The organism is Kaistella gelatinilytica (genome assembly GCF_015679325.1).
GTDB classification, from domain to species: Bacteria; Bacteroidota; Bacteroidia; order Flavobacteriales; family Weeksellaceae; genus Kaistella; species Kaistella gelatinilytica.
Map to the genome: position 1 here is coordinate 231,484 of NZ_JADPVI010000003.1, position 19,097 is coordinate 250,580.

Consider the following 19,097-nt stretch of genomic DNA (forward strand, 5'->3'; position numbering starts at 1 on the left):
AAGGATAACAATTAGAATATGTATCATAATCCCGTTTTGCTGAAAAAAAGTGTAGATGATTTGGTGACAGATCCCGACGGAATTTATGTGGACGTAACTTTCGGTGGCGGTGGTCATTCCCGCGAAATTTTAAAAAAACTTTCGCCTAAAGGTAAATTATACAGTTTTGACCAGGATTTAGATGCGCTGAAAAACACGATTGAAGACGAAAGATTCACGCTCATCAATCAGAATTTCAGGTTTTTAGAAAATATGTTGATGGCTTTCGGGATTTCAAAGGTTGATGGAATTTTGGCCGATCTTGGAGTTTCTTCTCATCAATTCGATGAAGCGGAGCGCGGATTTTCTACGAGAATGAACGCTCCTTTGGATATGAGGATGAATGTGATGCAGGTTTTGGACGCTAAAAAAATTATTAATGAATATGAAGAGGAACAGTTAGCATCAATCTTTTATTATTACGGTGAATTACGGGAATCAAGAAGATTAGCGAGAGAAATTGTAAAACATCGCCAAACAAAGAAGATCGAAACGACAGAAGATTTAAAAAAACTCTTCAGTTACATTCCTCAGTTCAAGCAAAATAAATTTTTTGCACAGGTTTTTCAGGCCGTAAGAATTGAAGTGAATCAGGAATTAGAAGTTTTAAAAGAAATGCTCGTTCAGTCCTATAAAATTTTAAAACCTCAGGGAAGATTAGTCGTAATTTCCTATCATTCATTAGAAGATCGGCTGGTGAAAAGATTTTTAAAAAATGGAATGTTCGAAGGCGAACCAGCAAGAGATATTTACGGAAACTTCTCGAAAACATTTGACCTTCTTCAGACCAAAGCAATCATTCCTGATGAGGCAGAAATAGCAGAAAACTCCCGGGCAAGAAGCGCAAAAATGCGTGTCGGAATAAAATTATAAGAAATGAGAAATGGGTAATAAGCAATCGTAAAAAATATTACTCATCGCTAATTACTTATTACTCATAAAAAATAGATGGCAAAAAGACCTACAAATCGCCCCCAGAAAAAACTCACTTTTATAGATATTGTAAAAGGGAATTTCCTGAATCGCGATGAAGTAAAAATTCATTACAAATATTTTATGTTGGTGTTTGTCTTAATGATGATCATGATCTACAGCAATCACTTAGTAAGTCAGAAGATAGAAATGGTCAATGATCTGAAAGAGCAAACCGAGGAATATAAGTCCCGAAATGCGTATGCTCAAAGCAGATTGATCAAAGTAAAATTAGAATCAGAATTAGGAAAAGAAATGGTGCAGGATTCACTTCTATCATTAGAAAATCATCCTCACAAATTATTGATAAAATTAGACAGTACAGATGGCGGTTCAAAATGAATTCGAAAATAAACGCAAACAAACACTACGATGGGGTTACTTCTTCGCAGGTTTCGCCTTTGTATTATTTATGGTCTTTCTTGCCAGAATTATTATTTTACAGAACACTAATGTTCAGGAGATTAAAGATGATTACATCAACAAAAATTATCGGGAAGCAACCTTAAAAGCTGCCCGTGGAAATTTATACGCCGCAGATGGTTCTATTTTAGCCACAACGGTGATGCGTTATGATGTTTATCTTGATTTTAAAACCATAAAAGATTCTGTTTACTCCAATAATATTGCAGCATTATCTGATTCATTGTCACAAATGTTTGGTAAACCGAAAAGCTATTTCAGAGATCGGCTGGATCAACAGAAAAAAGCAAAAAATCAATATTACGCGCTCGCAAAAGGGTTAGATTTCGATGGTTACGATCGTATCAGAAAGTTTCCAATTTTCATTAAAGGAAAAAACAAAGGCGGTTTTATCATCGACCGTAATTTCAAAAGAGAACTCGCTACAACTCAGATCGGCGCAGGAACAATCGGAATGGATAATGGTGCTGCACAATCAGGTTTAGAAGGAGCCTTTTCAAAATATTTGACCGGCAAAGATGGTACCCGTTTAGAGCAAAGAGTTAATTCCAGCCAATGGAAACCCATCGATTACTGGAAAGTAAACGAACCAGTTGATGGACAGGATGTTTACACGACAATTGATTTAAGAATTCAGGATATTGCAAGTTCAGCTTTAGAAAAACAACTCATCAAATTCGATGCTGATCACGGATGTGTTTTGGTCATGGAAGTTGCGACAGGAAAAGTAAAAGCCATGGTCAATCTTCGCAGAACTGAACCTGGAATTTATGTAGATGCTTATAACTACGCCATGAAAGATGCTTCTGAACCGGGATCTACTTTCAAAACAGTTTCTCTTTTAGCCGCAATGGATGATGGTTTTATCGATGAAAATACAACAGTAAATGTTGGAAACGGAGTTTGGGTTTATGCAAAACAAAAAATTTCAGATGGTCACGGTGGTGGAACTTATGATATTTCAGATGTTTTAGCGAAATCGAGCAATGTGGGTTCCGCAAAATTAATTACCAAATTTTATGCAGACAAACCTCAGGTATTTTTAGATCATCTGAGAAGATGGAAAATGTTTGACAAAATGGATATTGAACTTCCCGGCGTTACGAGACCTTATATTGTTACGCCTGAAAGTAAAAGATGGAATGCCGCAACTTTAGCTTCATTAGCTTATGGATATTCTTCCCGATTCAACCTTTTACAACTCACCACATTTTACAATGGAGTTGCGAACAAAGGTGTGATGCTTAAACCTCTTTTCATCGATAAGATCATGAAAGACGGTCAAGTTTTATTCACTGCTAAACCAGAAATAATGGTCAAAAAGATGGCTTCTGAAAAAGCGATCAAAATGATGACCAGTGCATTAACTAAAGCCGTAGAAAAAGGAACCGCGAAAAGTATTTTTACGCCCAATTTAAAAATGGCCGGAAAAACAGGTACGGCAAGATTTGAATACTGGAAACCTGGACCCGCGAAATATCAGGCGAGTTTCGCAGGATTTTATCCGGCAGATAATCCGAAATATACGTGTATCGTGATGGTAAATCAACCGGATAATTCGAAAGGTTTTTATGGCGCGACCGTTTCGGCTCCCGTATTTAAAGAGATTGCAGGAAAAACGTTCCTTAAAACTCCACAGAATATTGAACAGGAATTATTGGTTGACCGAAAAGTAGATCTAAGCAAAATGATCGAACCTACCGTAAAAATCGCGGTAACCGGAAATCAAATGCCGAACGTTACCGGACTTATTGGAAAAAATATTATCCCACAACTGGAAAATCAAGGTTACAGAGTTGATTACAAAGGTGTTGGTCGAATTAAAGAACAGTTTCCATTAGAAGGAACGATCATCAATAAAACCCAAAGAATATATCTGCAATTGCAGAATTAAAAAAAATGTAGAGACAAGTCACCATTTGTCACGTTTAAAAATTAAAAGAATCCGAAGGATTTAATATGAATAGCCGTCGGTGAAACCTACGGAATTTATAAAAACAAGAAATGAAATTAGAAGAATTATTAAAAAGAATCCCAGTTTTAGAAATGATCGGAAATCAAAATGCCGACGTTTCAGAAATTGTTTTCGACAGCCGAATAGTTGTTCCGGATTCTCTGTATGTTGCCATCAAAGGAACCGTTTCCGACGGTCATTCATTCATCGATCCTTCTATTGAGAAAGGCGCAAAAGTTATTATTTGTGAAGTTTTACCTGAAGACTTAAAGGATAATGTGACTTACATTAAAGTGAAAGATGCATCGAAAACTTTAGGTCAACTCGCATCTAATTTTTACGGCAATCCTTCAGAAAAATTAAATTTAATCGGCGTTACAGGAACGAACGGAAAAACTTCTGTCGCTACTCTTTTGTTTGATATTTTCAAAATTCTAGGATTTCAATCGCTTTTAATTTCGACCGTAGAATATAGAATTGGAGATGAAATAATTCCTTCAACTCATACAACTCCGGATGTTATTCGAATCAATCAAATGTTAGCGAAAGCAGTTGAATTAGGTTATGAATATACTTTCATGGAAGTTTCTTCCCACGGAATTCATCAAAACAGAACGGAAGGTTTACATTTCAAAATCGCCGGATTTACAAATATTACGCACGATCATTTAGATTACCATAAAACTTTTGAGGAATATTTAAAAACCAAAAAAAGATTTTTTGACGAGTTGAATTCAGAATCGATTGCCATCACCAATATTGATGACAAAAACGGAAACGTAATGCTTCAAAATACCAAAGCAAAGAAGAAAACCTACGCTTTGAAAACGATGGCAGATTTCCACGGTAAAATGTTAGAAACTGATTTCAACGGAATGCTTCTCAACTTTAACGGTAAAGAATTCTGGACGACTTTGTCAGGGAAATTCAATGTTTATAATTTACTTCTAGCATACGCAATTACTGTAGAAGCGGGATTTCATGAAGAAGATATATTAAAAGCAATGTCTCAATTGAAAACCGTAAAAGGTAGATTTGAAACCTTAAAATCTGAAGGCGGAATTTTCTTCGTCATCGATTATGCACACACTCCGGATGCTTTGGAAAATATTTTAGATTCCATCAACGAGATCCGTACAAAAAACGAAAGATTAATTACTGTATTTGGTTGTGGCGGCGACAGAGATCACGCGAAACGTCCTGAAATGGGAAAAATCGCGTCTCGAAAATCGACTTTAGCAATTATCACTTCCGATAATCCACGAACAGAAAATCCTGCGACGATCATTCAAGAAATCGAAGCGGGCGTTGAACCTCAATATTTCAGCAAATACACTTCAATTCCGGACAGAAGAGAAGCGATTAAAATGGCGATTAAATTTGCCGAACCGAAAGATATTATCCTCATTGCAGGAAAAGGCCACGAAAATTATCAGGAGATCGATGGCATAAAACACCATTTCGATGACAAAGAAACAGTTATCGAATTAGCAAAATTAATGAGCAAATAAACGATCAATTATGTTATACTACCTCTACGAATATTGTATCGCCCACGGAATTCATCTTCCGGGAATTGGTATGTTTAAATTCATCTCTTTCCGAGCAGGAATGGCGGTTTTATTGTCATTAATAATCGCTTTGATTTTCGGTAAGAAGATCATCAATTATTTGCGCCAGAAACAAATGGGCGAATTGGTTCGTGATTTGGGTTTAGATGGTCAGAAACAAAAAGAAGGAACGCCTACAATGGGAGGTTTGATCATTATTTTGGCAACCTTAATTCCAGTTTTACTCTTCACCAGAATATTTAATGTTTACATCGTTTTATTGATCACTTCTGTCGTCTGGATGGGAGCAATAGGATTTATCGACGATTATTTAAAGAAAGTAAAGAAAAACAAAGACGGTCTCAGCGGAAAATTCAAAGTCATCGGTCAGGTTGGTTTAGGTTTAATTGTGGGGATCACCATGTATTTTCACCCGGATATTACGGTAAAAAGAAAATATGCAGATGCGAAAGAAATCAATAGAAATAATGTTGAAACGAACTTTATGCCGACGGAAAAAGCAACTGTTTCCACCGTTCCTTTCGTTAAAAATAATGAGTTCGATTACAGCGGAATTTTATTTTGGATGACGCCTGAAAAAGCACACGAGTGGGCATGGATCGTTTTTATCCCTTTCGTCATTTTTATTGTGACCGCCGTATCCAATGGAGCCAATATTTCTGATGGAATCGATGGTCTCGCCGCAGGAACCAGTGTCGTCATATTGTTGACGCTCTCCTTTTTCGCCTACGTTTCGGGGAATATCATTTTTGCAGATTATCTCAATATTATGTTCCTGCCCAATATGGGGGAAACAACCATTTTTGCCCTCGCTTTAGTTGGTGCAGTCATCGGATTTTTCTGGTATAATACGTATCCGGCGCAAGTTTTCATGGGCGATACGGGAAGTTTAATGTTGGGCGGCGTCATCGCAGTTCTGGCGATTATTTTAAGAAAAGAATTAATGATTCCTGTTTTGTGTGGAATTTTCTTGATAGAAAACATTTCAGTCATGCTGCAGGTTGGAGTCTTTAAATACAGAAAGAGAAAATTTGGGTTAGAATATGCTCAAAATAACAGACTTTTTAAAATGTCTCCTCTTCATCATCATTACCAAAAAGAAGGTTATCATGAAAGTAAAATTGTGAACCGAATGGTGATCATGGGCGTGCTGTTTGCGATTATTTGTTTAATTACTTTAAAAGTCAGATAAAAATTATATGAAAATAGTTGTTTTAGGAGGCGGAGAAAGCGGATTTGGCGCAGCTTATTTGGCGAAGAAAAAAGGCATGGAGGTATTCTTGTCCGATAAAGGCTTGATCAAAGAGGACTTCAAAAAGCTTTTGATCGATGCTGATATTGAGTTTGAAGAAGGACAACATTCGGAAGAAAGAATTCTTGCCGCAGACTGGATCATCAAATCACCCGGAATTCCGAAAAAAGCGGATATTATTTTTAAAATTAATCAGAAAGGAATTCGATTATCTTCTGAGATTGAGTTCGCTTCACAGTTCACCGATGCTAAAATAATTGCGATCACCGGAAGCAATGGCAAAACGACCACAACTTCTCTCATTTATCATATTTTGAAAAATGATGATCTGAAAGTTGGTTTGGGTGGAAACATTGGAAAAAGTTTCGCGAAACAAGTCGCAGACGAAAATTTCGACTATTATGTTTTAGAAGTAAGTTCTTTTCAATTAGATGATATTCAAAACTTTAGACCTTATATTTCTCTGTTATTGAATTTGAGTCAGGATCATTTAGATCAGTACAATTACAACTACGAAGAATATGCTTTAGCGAAGTTCAGAATTACAGAAAATCAGGAGAATGACAACTTTTTCATCTATAATAAAGATGATGTGATGAGTCAAAACCTTTTAGAAAAATTAGAGATCAAGGCGAAAATGATCCCTTTTTCTACTAAAGATAAATTAAAAGAAGGCGGTTATCTCAATGATAATAAGATGATCGTGAAACTGGCAGATGAATTTTCAATGAAGATCGATGAACTTTCACTGGTTGGAAATCACAATATTGCGAACAGTTTAGCAGCTTCGATTGCGGGGAAAATACTTCAGATCAACAATGAAAGTATCCGAAATTCTTTGATGACATTCCAGGCAGTTGAACACCGTTTGGAACAGGTTGCAGAAATCGATGGCGTGAAATTCATCAATGATAGTAAAGCAACTAATGTGAACGCAACTTACTACGCTTTAGAAAGCATGAAACAACCCGCAATCTGGATTGTTGGTGGCGTTGACAAAGGAAATGACTATACCGAAATTGAAGAACTCGTAAAGAAAAAAGTAAAAGCAATTGTTTGCTTAGGATTGGACAATCAGAAAATCATCGATTTCTTTCAGGATAAAACGGAATTGATTTACAGCACATCAAGTATGGCAGAAGCCGTGAAAGTTTCAAAATCATTGACTGAAAAAGGAAATACAGTTTTACTTTCACCATGTTGCGCTAGTTTCGATTTGTTCAATAATTATGAAGACCGAGGAAATCAGTTTAAAAAAGAAGTTTTAAAATAAAATCGGAAACGATTCAAACAAAATGCAGGAAACAGAAAACAAATTCGAACTGTTAAAAGGCGACAAAGTACTTTGGAGCGTGATCTTGCTGATCTCGTTCTTCTCTGTCTTTCCGGTGTATTCCGCCAGTTCAAATTTGGAATTTATCGTGAACAACGGTACTACGACGACTCACTTGATGAAGCACATGTTTTTCGTGATCCTTGGTTTGGCGATCATGCGATCTGTAGGGTTTTTCAAGTACGAACATATCGGTAAACTGAGCAGTATTCTGCTCGGAATCATGGTTTTACTTTTAATTTTAACCATGTTTACAGGACAGCAGATCGACGGAGCTTCGGCTTCCCGTTGGTTAAAAATCCCCGGAACACCAATTTCCTTCCAGCCATCGTCGTTTGCCTACTTATTACTCGTAGTTTATCTCTGCAGATATTTAACAAAAAGAATTAAAAGAGACCGACTTGCCATCGAAAATGTGCTCTATATTTTCGGACCAGTTTTGTTGGTTTTTGCGCTTGTTGCAAAAGATAATGGTTCTACAGCTTTAATGATCTTATTGGTTTCTTTAGCCGTAATGGTGGTGGGACAACTTAATAAAAAATACATTTTAGGTTTCATGGGAGTCGCCGTTGTAGCAATCGGAATGTTCATGTTTTTAGCATTAAAGACCGATTTAATTGGCAGCAACCGTGTTCATACTTGGATGAGTCGTGTTGAAACGTTCAGCAATACAAAAAAAACAACTGATGTTGAAGATGAAACTTTAAAAGCAAAAAATTATCAGGTCATGCAGGCAAAAGCTGCGATCGTTCACGGTGGAATTACCGGAATGGGACCGGGGAAAAGTGCTTTAAAACAAATGCTTCCACAATCTGCCTCCGACTTTATTTTTGCCATAATCGTTGAAGAGTATGGATTTTTTGGAGCCGTATTTTTGATAGTTCTCTACCTCATCATGATTATCCGAATTGTAATGATAGCCAGTAAAATGCCTGCGTTTTTCGGGAGTTTACTCGTGCTCAGTTTGGGAATAATGATATTCATGCAGCTTTCCGTCAATATTGCCGTCGCCATTAATTTGATTCCGGTTACAGGACAGCCTTTGCCTTTAATAAGTTATGGTGGAACCTCGATGCTGGTCACCTATATTCAGCTCGGAATTATATTAAATGTGAGTTCCAGAATTCAGGTTTATGACGAAGAAGGAATGGGTAAAACGCAGAATATTGAAGAAATAAATGACATCGCATAAATCGCAGAGACGCGATTGATCGCGTGTCCAAAAAAAATATGAACAAAAATTTAAAAATAGTACTCAGCGGAGGCGGAACAGGTGGACACATCTTTCCAGCAATTGCTATTGCCGACGAGATCAAAAAAAGATTTCCGACGGCCGAATTTTTATTCATTGGTGCAAATGGAAAAATGGAGATGGAAAAAGTTCCACAAGCAGGTTACAAAATTATAGGATTAAACATCGCCGGATTTGACAGAGGAAATTTATTGAAAAATATAAACCTTCCTTTTAAGGTAATTTCAAGTTTGATGAAAGCGAAGAAAGCCATCAAAGAATTTAACCCGGATTTCGCAGTCGGAACTGGAGGATTTGCGAGCGGACCAGCTTTATATACCGCTTCAAGATTAGATGTTCCAATTTTTGTACAGGAGCAAAATTCTTTACCCGGAAAAACGAACATTTTTTTATCAAAGAAAGCAAAAGCAGTTTTCACAGCTTATCCAAATATGGAGAAATTTTTCCACGGAACGAAAACCTTTTTTCTGGGAAATCCGATTCGCAAAAATATTATTACAGATCTAATAGAAACTAAATCTGCGAAAGAAAAATTAGGTTTAAATGGAGATAAACTGACCATTCTTTCTGTCGGCGGTTCTTTAGGATCACGAACATTAAATAATGGTTGGAAAGAAAATTTAGAGGAAATCAATGCTAAAGATTATCAACTCATCTGGCAAACCGGGAAAACAGATTTTAAAGAATTGTCATCAAATATTGAAAATTCCGCTTCCATCCAAATTAGGGAATTTATTTCAGATATGGCTTTAGCTTATTCTGCGGCAGATGTGATTGTATCCAGAGCTGGAGCAATTGCGATTTCGGAACTAGCGATGGCAAAAAAGCCTGTGCTTTTGGTTCCTTTTCCTTTTGCTTCAGAAGATCATCAAACCAAAAATGCGATGACATTGGTAGAAAAGAATGCGGCAAAAATGGTAAAAGACACCGAAATGAAAGAAAAATTTCTGCCGACTTTATTAGAGATCTGCGAGAATGAAAATGTACGAAAAGAAATGTCTGCAAATCTGGAATTTTTTGCAAAACCAAAAGCCACCGAGGAAATTGTAAGTGAGATTTTAAAAATATTAAAAATCAGTTCTTAAAACTAAAACCAGCCAAAAAGTGACAAATCAGCAAAAAAGATAAAGAACCTTATAAACAATTAACAAAAAGCCACGAAGTGGCGCAATCAACAGCAAAGGGTGAAGCCCTTTGAATTTGAAAAAACAAAAACAATAATAGAAAGCCCTGCAAGGGCGCAATCAATAACACGAAAATGAAACCTTTAACAAGCTATCAAAACTTCTACTTCGTAGGAATCGGCGGCATCGGAATGAGTGCTTTGGCGCGCTATTTCCGGGCGTCGAACAACAATGTTTTGGGATACGATAAAACCGTAACCAAGCTTACCAATATCTTAGTTTCCGAAGGAATTGACATTGTTTTTGAAGATGTTATAACTGATAAAATTCAAAATTTAGTCAAAGAAAATACACTCGTCATTTATACGCCCGCAATTAAAAAACTAGACCTACTCAATTATTTTAATGAAAATGGTTTCACAGTTTTAAAAAGAGCGAAAGTTCTTGGAATGATCACCGAAAACACCAATTGTATTGCGATTGCAGGAACGCACGGTAAAACGACAACTTCCTCTTTGGTGGCGCATTTGTGTAAAGAAGCGAATCTTCCTTTTTCTTGTTTTTTGGGTGGAATTGCTGAGAATTTTAAATCAAATTTCCTGTTTAATGGAAATGAAATTTCTGTAGTTGAAGCAGATGAATACGATAGGAGTTTTCTGAACCTTTCTCCAAATTGGGCGGCAATAACTTCGATTGATGCAGATCATTTGGATATTTACGGCGATAAGGAAACGATTGAACAAGGATTCAGAGATTTTGCGGATCTGGTTCCGGAAAGTGATCAACTTTTTGTACGAAAAGGAATTCACATTGGAAGAGAAGCGAAAACTTACGCCGTTAATGAAGAAGCTGATTTTTATTCCGATAATATTCGGGAAATAGGCGACAAAATTTATTTTGATTTCCATACGCCGAATGAAGAAATTGATGATTTTGTTTGGGAAATTCCGGGCATTCATAATGTTGAGAATGCGACGGTCGCAATTGCAATCCTGAATAATTTAGGCGTTGATTTTGAAACTTTGAAAAATGGAATCGCCAATTTCAAAGGAATTAAAAGAAGATACACGAAACATAATTTCGACAGCGGAAAAATTTATATCGATGATTACGCGCACCATCCAACAGAATTGAATGCAGTCATCGGGTCGATAAAAACGTTTTATCCGCATCAAAAATTACTGGTGGTTTTCCAGCCACATTTATTTAGCAGAACACGAGATTTTGCAGATGGTTTTGCAGAAAGTTTGGATAAAGCAGATGAATTGCTATTACTTGATATTTATCCAGCTCGGGAATTACAGGAAAATTTTGAAGGAATAACTTCAAAATGGCTTTTAGAGAAAATTAAATTAGAGAAAAAAGAGGTTTCACCTTTAGACGAGGCCTTTAATAAAATAAAAGAAAAAGACTTTGATGTTCTATTGACTGTTGGTGCCGGAAATATCGATACTTTGTCTGATGGGATTGTAGAATGGTTGAAGCTATGAAACTAAAATTTTCATTTTTGCTACTGCTGTTAATTTTTGGAATTTCATTTTCTCAATCTAAAACAGATTTGGCAGCAGCAGACAAAATCAATAAATACGCTGACCGAATCGACAAGGATTCGAGCAGAGCGAAATATACTTTTGAAATTCCTGTTAAAGGAAAATTGATCAGGTATGAATATGAAAAAGAAGGGAATGAAATTATAAAAATGACCAGAAAATGGGACGAAAATAACGGAAAATACACAGATACGTATTCCGATTATTTCTTATTAAAAAATGAAGCGAAAGTTTTAGCATTGCAAAGCATCACTTATAAAAATAAATCAGACGCTACAGATATTGGCGGATGGAACTGCAAATTTTGGATCAAAAATGATCGCGTAATAAATATGACTTCTCTGGGTCACGGAAAAACAGAACGTGACGATTGGGATTATGAACTGGAGCTCAAAGAAAACTTCAGCTATATGTTAAAAACAGTAAAAAACTTTGATCAGAAATTAAGTCAAAAAAAGTAAATGAAAAACAAATTCAGAATATTAAAAATTTTAATTACAGTGATCATCTTTGGATTTCTGCTGAGTTTTTCGTTGAAAAGATTCAATAATAAACCCATGGAAAAAGTTTCGGTGAACATGACCAAAACTAAAAGTCCGGTTTATTTTATTGATGAGAAAGATGTAAAAGATTTGGTGAAAAGTTCAAATCCGACAAAGAGAGTTGGCGACATTAATATTCCAGCCTTAGAAAAAAAATTAAATCAACTTCCCGGAGTTGACAGCGCAAATGTTTATTTGAATTTAAATGGAAATTTGAATTTAGACATTAAACAGAGAGTTCCAGCTTTTAGATTGAACAAAGATGGTAACGATTTTTATGTAGACGAAAAAGGCACAGAGTTTCCAATTTCGAAAAATTATTCGTTCCCATGCATGCTTGTTACGGGAAATGTTAAAAGTTCGGAGTATCCAAAACTTGCTGAGTTGGTTAATAAAATTGATAAAGATGAATTCAGTAAAAAATATTTCATCGGTATTTCAAAAGAGAAAGACAATTATAATCTGTTAACAAGCGAAGGAAATTATAAAGTTGAAATTGGCGATTTAGATAACATTAATCTCAAAGTAAAAGGCTTTAAAACCTTTGTCGAAAAGTATTTAATTTTCCAACAACCGGAAAAGTACAGCAAGATCTCAGTAAAATACAACAATCAAATTGTGACTACACTGAATCCGAACTTTAAAGAAAATGACAGTATCATTAGTGTAGGATATAAAGAACTGGCGAAATTACCGGTTATCGCGCAGAAAAAAGCAGAAGCCTTAAATCACGCTTCTTCAAACACGACAAAGTTAGAAGTAGTAAAACCAGCGGTTAAAAAAACGGTATCGAAACCGGCAGAAAAACCAAAGACTACTCCGGCAAAAGCGGTTACGACAAAAGTAAAATCTAAGCCTGCTGTAAAAAAGGAAACGCAAACCGTAAAGAAAGAAACAGTGAAGCCAAAAACTTCAGACCACAATAAGACCAAACCTTCCCCTTCAAAACCAAAAGGAAAGGTTAAAGTTGAATAATATAAAAAGTCAATTAATGGCGCATTAGTAAAGCGGCGGACGAAATCCTAAGCATTAAGAATTAGTAAAAATCAAATCGAACATACAAATGGAAAAACACGAGTATTCAGTAGGCCTCGACATCGGTACCACAAAGATTGTGACGATCGTCGGGAGAAGAAATGCCCACGGAAAAATTGAGATTCTCGGCGTTGGAAAAGCAAAAAGTCTGGGCGTTCACAAAGGTATTGTTAACAATATCTCCCAAACCATTCAATCCATCAAAGCCGCAGTAGCAGAAGCGCAAAGTAGTTCCGGCGTTCCTATTCACAAAGTTACAGTAGGAATTGCTGGCAAACACATTCGATCTCTGCAACATTCAGATTATATTATGAGGGACAATCCCGACCAATATATTACTGAAGATGATATTGAAAGATTAAAAGATCAGGTGAAGAAACTCGTGATGCTTCCAGGTGAAGAAATTATTCATGTTCTTCCGCAGGAATATAAAGTTGATTCTGAAGGTGAAATTCAGGAGCCAATTGGTATGCACGGAAAACGTTTGGAAGCAAATTTCCACGTTGTAGTTGGACAAATGGGGAGCATTAGAAATATTGCAAGATGCGTTCGTGAAGCTGGTTTAGAGATGGAAGCTTTGACTTTAGAACCGCTTGCTTCTTCTGAATCGGTTTTGACTAAAGAAGAAAAAGAAGCTGGAGTTGCCATCGTAGATATTGGTGGTGGTACGACAGATATTGCTATTTTTAAAGATAATATTATTCGTCATACCTGCGTCATTCCTTATGGTGGCGGAATTATTACCGATGATATTAAAGAAGGTTGTTCCATCATTGAAAAACATGCAGAACAACTGAAAGTAAAGTTCGGTTCTGCAGTTCCGGAATTGGAGAAAGATTCAACTTTCGTTACCATTCCAGGTTTACACGGAAGACCGGATAAAGAAATTTCCTTAAAAACTTTAGCTCAAGTTGTAAATGCTCGCGTTGAAGAAATTCTGGAAATGGTGAATACTGAATTAAAAGCTTATGGCGCTTTTGAACAGAAGAAGAAACTAATTGCAGGAATTGTTTTGACAGGTGGTGGTTCAAACCTTCGTCATCTTCGTCAGTTGGCCAATTATACAACTGGTTTCGACAGCAGAATTGGGTTCGCGAATGAATATGTTGCGAATGATAAAAACCAGCAGTTAAAAGGTCCGGAATATGCTACTTCAATCGGATTATTGATGGAAAGTTTAAAAATTCGTGATAAGAAAAACGGCGTTGAACAACCAGAAGAAATCGTCGAAAAAGTAGAGGAAGTTGTACAAAATCAAAATGTTGCCGCCGAATCTCCTGAATTTAGAACTGAAGAAAAAGTGGTTTCTGAAGCTGCAAATCGCAGAAGAGACAAACTCACCATCGGTCAAAAAATTATGGAAAGCGTAAAAAAATTCTTCGAAGAAGTTGAATAATTAAAAAAACAAATACTATGGAAAATATTAATACCCCAGGATTTTCATTTGATTTACCAAAAGGAAATTCCTCAATTATAAAGGTTATCGGAGTTGGCGGTGGCGGAAACAATGCCTTGAAGCACATGTACGAACGTGGAATTCACGGCGTAGATTTCGTGATCTGTAACACCGATGCACAAACTCTTGACAATAACCCTGTCTCTAATAAAGTACAACTCGGAATGTCCATTACAGAAGGACTTGGCGCTGGAGCTGATCCTGAAGTTGGAGAAAAAGCTGCGATAGAAAGTATCGAAGAAATTAAAGCTGCTCTTGGACAAAATACCAAAATGGTTTTTATCACTGCAGGAATGGGTGGTGGAACCGGAACTGGGGCCGCTCCAATTATTGCAAAAGTGGCAAAAGATATGGGCATCTTAACGATCGGTATCGTAACAATTCCTTTCAGTTTTGAAGGGAAAAGAAGATTGGAACAGGCAGATATTGGTCTTGAAAAATTAAGAAATAATGTCGATTCTTTGATCGTCATTAATAATGATAAATTACGTCAGCAATTTGGAAATCTTGGATTCAAATCTGGTTTCTCTAAAGCGGATGAAGTTTTAACCAACGCTGCAAAAGGAATGGCAGAAGTTATTACGGGATATTTTGATGTTAACATCGACTTCCGTGATGCAAAATCTGTTTTAGCAAATTCTGGAACAGCATTGATGTCAAATGGAGTTGCTTCAGGCGAAAACAAAGCAGAAGATGCAGTAAAAAAAGCGCTTGATTCTCCTCTATTAAATGACAACAAAATTACAGGTGCGAAAAATGTTTTGCTCTTGATCAGAAGTGGTTCCGAAGAAGTTACCATGGATGAGATCGGAGTAATTATGGATCATATTCAAAAAGAAGCTGGTAACACTGCAGATATTATTTTTGGGGTTGGAACTGACGAAGAATTAGGAGATTCTGTAAGCGTTTTGGTGATTGCTACAGGTTTTTCTAATGAAGACAGAAAACACGCCGGATCTACGGAGAAAATCAAATTTGCTCTGGAAGATTCAATGGAACCAACGAGAAACTCTCCTTTCAAACAAAAGATGGAGAAAGAGGAAATTAAAAGAGAAAATTTCAATAGAAAAAGCCTTTTTATCTTAGATGATGAAGATGATTTCAATACTCCGGAATTCAAAACGACTTCCGTCGAAAGACCTTCTACATTACAGAAAGAGCAACCTGCAGAAGTCAAATACTTTGATCTGGAAGATGAAGAAAAACCGGATCAGACTTTTAATATCTCCTCTGAAGATAACGGAATGAATTTATTTTCTTTTGACAATGATTCTTCAGAATCGCTCGAAAGAGAGTCTTTTACCTTCGAGACTGAAGAAATAATTGAAAAGAAACCATCGCAAATCACAAATACTTTTTCGGAAGAAAGTGCCATGGAATTCAGTTTTTTCGTAAACGAACCGATTGAGGAGCCGAAAGTTGAAACGCCGCAACCAAAAGCAGAAATCAAACCTGAACCGGTTCAAAAGTTAGCACCCAAGGTGGAAGAGACCAAGATGGAAGTGGAAATTGAAACCAATGACGAATTGGCGAAATTCGAAACCGAAAATGATTTTACATTTATCACCAAAACAACTCCGAATGAGAAAGTTTTGGAGAGAAGAAATAAACTGAAAGAATTCAACTCCAGATATCAGGTGACTGATTCTGAAAATGATTTCGATACGATCCCGGCGTTCAAAAGAAAAAACATCATGTTGGAAGGACACAATGCATCTTCACAAACCATCAGTAATTTCCTTACAGAAACCGATGGAAAAATGCAGGTTCGCGAAAACAGATTTTTGAACAAAGATGTAGATTAAAATTAATCTGATAATTTGTTAAGTTGAAAATGTGCGAATAAAGTTGCATTATCAAATTAACGAATTTTCAAATTTTCAAATTAAAAATTATGAGCTTAGAAATAATCATCAGCGACGCCATTAAAGATGCAATGCGTGCAAAAGATAAAGTGGCATTAGACGCATTGCGTGCGGTGAAATCACAGATCTTATTATTAAAAACAGAAGCAAAAGGTGCCGATGTTTCTGCTGAGCAGGAAATTGCAATCTTGCAACGAATGATCAAGCAGCGTAAAGATTCTTTTGATCAGTTTACGGCGCAAAACAGAAGCGATTTAGCTGAAGTTGAAGATGCGCAGTCAAAAATCATTGAAAAGTATCTTCCGCAGCAATTGTCAGTGGAAGAATTAGAAGCGGAAATGAAGAAAATTATTTCCCAAACCGGTGCCGAAAGCGCCAAAGATATAGGAAAAGTAATGGGAATGGCGAGCAAAGCACTTGCCGGAAAAAGTGACGGAAAAAGCATTTCCGACATGGCAAAAAAATTACTTTCTTAGTCTGTTATTAAGGATATTCAACCTTTGCATATCGATTTGATTGAAACCCGAAACATTTATTGTCTTCGGGTTTTTTCTGCCAAAAAGACCATTATTGAAATTTGGAATGACTTTCATCATTTATTTAGATGAATTTAATAATTGAAAAAGCTTTAAATTTGCAAACGAATATCTTTACAAACCCTAAATTATATAAATATGTATCCAGAAGATTTAGTAATGCCGATGAAGGCAGAACTTACCGATAAAGGTTTCCAGGATTTAACAACACCTGAAGCTGTAGATAATGCTATTAACAAAGAAGGAACAACCCTTTTAATGATCAACTCTGTATGCGGTTGTGCAGCAGGAGCAGCAAGACCGGGCGCTGTTTTCTCTTTAACAGGAGACAAAAAACCAGCAAACTTAGTAACTGTTTTTGCAGGTTACGATAAAGATGCTGTAGATGAAGCGCGTAAATTTTTAGCGCCGTTTCCTCCAAGTTCACCTTGTATTGCTCTATTTAAAGACGGCGAATTGGTTCACATGTTAGAAAGACACCATATCGAAGGAAATCCAGCCGGAGCAATCGCTGCAAATCTGCAAGCAGCTTACGACGAATATTGCTAAAACTAAAGCTTTAGTTAAAATAGAAATTCCGTTCTGAAAAGAGCGGAATTTTTTTGTGTCTTAAACTTAACAACTCTTACCCCGAAAAATATTATATTTGTCTATATGGCAACGAAAGCGCTTTTCAATACGGTAGTTAATTATTTTATTCGACAACGGATTGATCAGATCCAGAATTTTATGAGTCGACCCCTTGAAACACAGAATGGCGTTTTGCTTTCTCAGCTTTTTCTCGCAGAAAATACCGATTACGGCAAAATTCACGGTTTTAATTCGATTTCCTCTTATGAAGATTTTAGCAGGAATATTCCCATTGTTACCTACGAGGATTTCGAACCTTATATTGAGCAGGCGAGGCAGGGAAAACCTGATGTGATCTGGCCTGGTTACATTCGGAAATTTGCAAAATCCTCCGGAACGACGAATGCTAAAAGTAAATTTATACCTATTTCAGAAGAGAGTTTAGCAGACTGTCATTTTAAGGCAGGAAAAGATCTGGTTTCTATTTACGCCAATAATCATCCGGATAATTCCCTCTTTCTTAATAAAAATTTGCGTTTGGGCGGAAGTTCAGAACTCTACAAAGACTACAATACTAAATTCGGAGATCTATCCGCAATTATGATTGAAAACCTTCCTTTTTGGGTAGAAATCACAACAACACCAAGCAAGAAAGTTTCCCTTATGTCGGAATGGGAAAGCAAACTTAAAGCGATCATTTCCGAAGTAAAAAATGAAGATGTAGGAAGTTTTACAGGCGTTCCGAGTTGGATGATGGTTTTACTGCAGAGAGTCTTAGCCGAAACAGGAAATAAAAACATTTCTGAACTGTGGCCAAATCTGGAAGTTTTTTTCCATGGCGGAATCAGCTTTAAACCCTACAAAGAGCAATACCGAAAAATAATAGGAAAAGACATAAATTACTACGAAATATACAATGCTTCAGAAGGTTTTTTTGGAATTCAGGATCAAGCCGGAAGCGACGAAATGCTCCTCATGCTCGACTACGGAATTTTCTATGAATTTATTCCTATGGAAACTTTTGATCCCAAAAATTTAGAAGCTATTCCATTAGAAAAAGTAGAGATCGGAAAGAATTATGCCATGGTCATTACGACGAACAGCGGACTTTGGCGCTATTTAATTGGTGACACGGTGCGATTTACTTCTTTGAAACCTTTCCGGATAAAAATTTCCGGCAGAACAAAACATTTTATTAATGCTTTCGGAGAAGAATTAATGATTGATAATGTAGAAACTGCACTTTCCAAAGCTTGTGAGATCACCGATTCCTGCGTTTCTGATTTCACAGGAGCACCGGTATTTATGAAAGATGGTGAAAGTGGCGCTCACGAATGGATCTTTGAATTTACAAAAGCTCCAAAAGATCTGGCCCATTTTACAGAAATTTTCGATGGGCATTTAAAATCTGTCAACTCCGATTACGAAGCGAAAAGATATAATAATATCACTTTGAAAAAACCGATCGTTCACGCGGCAAAACCTCATCTGTTTTACGAATGGATGTCACTCCGCGGAAAACTGGGTGGTCAGAATAAAGTGCCAAGATTAAGCAATGACCGGGAATATATCGATCCTTTGTTGATCATGAATCAATAAAAAATCCGCTGAATTTCAACGGAT

The 19,097-nt window shown here is 36.5% G+C and carries 16 protein-coding genes; all 16 read left to right on the forward strand.

Annotated features, from left to right (window positions below):
- Positions 1-18 precede the first annotated feature (18 nt).
- Complete coding sequence (gene rsmH / locus IV494_RS11940; RefSeq protein ID WP_196080364.1) at positions 19-912, forward strand: 16S rRNA (cytosine(1402)-N(4))-methyltransferase RsmH; 894 nt, start codon at positions 19-21, stop codon at positions 910-912.
- 75 nt (positions 913-987) lie between these two features.
- Positions 988-1,353, forward strand: coding sequence for an FtsL-like putative cell division protein (locus tag IV494_RS11945; protein WP_196080365.1), 366 nt, complete (start codon positions 988-990; stop codon positions 1,351-1,353).
- Entirely contained in the window at positions 1,337-3,328 is a 1,992-nt protein-coding gene (locus IV494_RS11950) for a penicillin-binding transpeptidase domain-containing protein (protein ID WP_196080366.1), read from the forward strand. Before IV494_RS11945 ends, IV494_RS11950 begins: the two co-directional genes overlap by 17 nt.
- Before the next feature lie 110 nt (positions 3,329-3,438).
- Positions 3,439-4,899 (forward strand): UDP-N-acetylmuramoyl-L-alanyl-D-glutamate--2,6-diaminopimelate ligase, encoded by a 1,461-nt coding sequence (locus IV494_RS11955; protein ID WP_196080367.1) that lies wholly within the window; start codon positions 3,439-3,441, stop codon positions 4,897-4,899.
- A gap of 10 nt (positions 4,900-4,909) precedes the next feature.
- Positions 4,910-6,151 carry a phospho-N-acetylmuramoyl-pentapeptide-transferase gene (gene mraY / locus IV494_RS11960; RefSeq protein WP_196080368.1) on the forward strand — a complete coding sequence of 414 codons (1,242 nt, stop codon included), beginning with the start codon at positions 4,910-4,912 and terminating at the stop codon, positions 6,149-6,151.
- Positions 6,152-6,158: 7 nt separating this feature from the next.
- Positions 6,159-7,484, forward strand: a complete 1,326-nt coding sequence (gene murD, locus IV494_RS11965; protein WP_196080369.1) for a UDP-N-acetylmuramoyl-L-alanine--D-glutamate ligase — start codon at positions 6,159-6,161, stop codon at positions 7,482-7,484.
- Between the two features lie 22 nt (positions 7,485-7,506).
- Complete coding sequence (locus IV494_RS11970; RefSeq protein WP_196080370.1) at positions 7,507-8,736, forward strand: FtsW/RodA/SpoVE family cell cycle protein; 1,230 nt, start codon at positions 7,507-7,509, stop codon at positions 8,734-8,736.
- A gap of 38 nt (positions 8,737-8,774) precedes the next feature.
- The gene (gene murG, locus IV494_RS11975) at positions 8,775-9,881 is read left to right on the forward strand and encodes an undecaprenyldiphospho-muramoylpentapeptide beta-N-acetylglucosaminyltransferase (RefSeq protein WP_196080371.1); all 1,107 of its coding nucleotides are present in this window, start codon (positions 8,775-8,777) and stop codon (positions 9,879-9,881) included.
- Between the two features lie 173 nt (positions 9,882-10,054).
- Positions 10,055-11,410, forward strand: coding sequence for a UDP-N-acetylmuramate--L-alanine ligase (murC, locus tag IV494_RS11980; RefSeq protein WP_196080372.1), 1,356 nt, complete (start codon positions 10,055-10,057; stop codon positions 11,408-11,410).
- Positions 11,407-11,931, forward strand: coding sequence for a hypothetical protein (locus tag IV494_RS11985; protein ID WP_196080373.1), 525 nt, complete (start codon positions 11,407-11,409; stop codon positions 11,929-11,931). Before murC ends, IV494_RS11985 begins: the two co-directional genes overlap by 4 nt.
- Complete coding sequence (locus IV494_RS14780) at positions 11,932-12,987, forward strand: cell division protein FtsQ (RefSeq protein ID WP_230380125.1); 1,056 nt, start codon at positions 11,932-11,934, stop codon at positions 12,985-12,987.
- Positions 12,988-13,075: 88 nt separating this feature from the next.
- On the forward strand, positions 13,076-14,443 hold the full coding sequence (gene ftsA / locus IV494_RS11995; RefSeq protein ID WP_196080374.1) for a cell division protein FtsA: 1,368 nt from the start codon (positions 13,076-13,078) through the stop codon (positions 14,441-14,443).
- Positions 14,444-14,460: 17 nt separating this feature from the next.
- On the forward strand, positions 14,461-16,308 hold the full coding sequence (gene ftsZ / locus IV494_RS12000; protein ID WP_196080375.1) for a cell division protein FtsZ: 1,848 nt from the start codon (positions 14,461-14,463) through the stop codon (positions 16,306-16,308).
- Between the two features lie 89 nt (positions 16,309-16,397).
- Positions 16,398-16,844: a GatB/YqeY domain-containing protein gene (locus tag IV494_RS12005; protein ID WP_196080376.1), complete on the forward strand. Its 447-nt coding sequence runs from the start codon at positions 16,398-16,400 to the stop codon at positions 16,842-16,844.
- A gap of 198 nt (positions 16,845-17,042) precedes the next feature.
- Positions 17,043-17,453 (forward strand): BrxA/BrxB family bacilliredoxin, encoded by a 411-nt coding sequence (locus IV494_RS12010; protein ID WP_196080377.1) that lies wholly within the window; start codon positions 17,043-17,045, stop codon positions 17,451-17,453.
- A 105-nt stretch (positions 17,454-17,558) separates the two neighbouring features.
- Complete coding sequence (locus IV494_RS12015) at positions 17,559-19,073, forward strand: GH3 auxin-responsive promoter family protein (RefSeq protein ID WP_196080378.1); 1,515 nt, start codon at positions 17,559-17,561, stop codon at positions 19,071-19,073.
- Positions 19,074-19,097 lie beyond the last annotated feature (24 nt).

Bases quoted from the DNA above. Each gene is read 5' to 3' on its own strand.
- rsmH (WP_196080364.1), top strand. From the start codon at position 19: ATGTATCATAATCCCGTTTTGCTGAAAAAAAGTGTAGATGATTTGGTG.
- IV494_RS11945 (WP_196080365.1), top strand. From the start codon at position 988: ATGGCAAAAAGACCTACAAATCGCCCCCAGAAAAAACTCACTTTTATA.
- IV494_RS11950 (WP_196080366.1), top strand. From the start codon at position 1,337: ATGGCGGTTCAAAATGAATTCGAAAATAAACGCAAACAAACACTACGA.
- IV494_RS11955 (WP_196080367.1), top strand. From the start codon at position 3,439: ATGAAATTAGAAGAATTATTAAAAAGAATCCCAGTTTTAGAAATGATC.
- mraY (WP_196080368.1), top strand. From the start codon at position 4,910: ATGTTATACTACCTCTACGAATATTGTATCGCCCACGGAATTCATCTT.
- murD (WP_196080369.1), top strand. From the start codon at position 6,159: ATGAAAATAGTTGTTTTAGGAGGCGGAGAAAGCGGATTTGGCGCAGCT.
- IV494_RS11970 (WP_196080370.1), top strand. From the start codon at position 7,507: ATGCAGGAAACAGAAAACAAATTCGAACTGTTAAAAGGCGACAAAGTA.
- murG (WP_196080371.1), top strand. From the start codon at position 8,775: ATGAACAAAAATTTAAAAATAGTACTCAGCGGAGGCGGAACAGGTGGA.
- murC (WP_196080372.1), top strand. From the start codon at position 10,055: ATGAAACCTTTAACAAGCTATCAAAACTTCTACTTCGTAGGAATCGGC.
- IV494_RS11985 (WP_196080373.1), top strand. From the start codon at position 11,407: ATGAAACTAAAATTTTCATTTTTGCTACTGCTGTTAATTTTTGGAATT.
- IV494_RS14780 (WP_230380125.1), top strand. From the start codon at position 11,932: ATGAAAAACAAATTCAGAATATTAAAAATTTTAATTACAGTGATCATC.
- ftsA (WP_196080374.1), top strand. From the start codon at position 13,076: ATGGAAAAACACGAGTATTCAGTAGGCCTCGACATCGGTACCACAAAG.
- ftsZ (WP_196080375.1), top strand. From the start codon at position 14,461: ATGGAAAATATTAATACCCCAGGATTTTCATTTGATTTACCAAAAGGA.
- IV494_RS12005 (WP_196080376.1), top strand. From the start codon at position 16,398: ATGAGCTTAGAAATAATCATCAGCGACGCCATTAAAGATGCAATGCGT.
- IV494_RS12010 (WP_196080377.1), top strand. From the start codon at position 17,043: ATGTATCCAGAAGATTTAGTAATGCCGATGAAGGCAGAACTTACCGAT.
- IV494_RS12015 (WP_196080378.1), top strand. From the start codon at position 17,559: ATGGCAACGAAAGCGCTTTTCAATACGGTAGTTAATTATTTTATTCGA.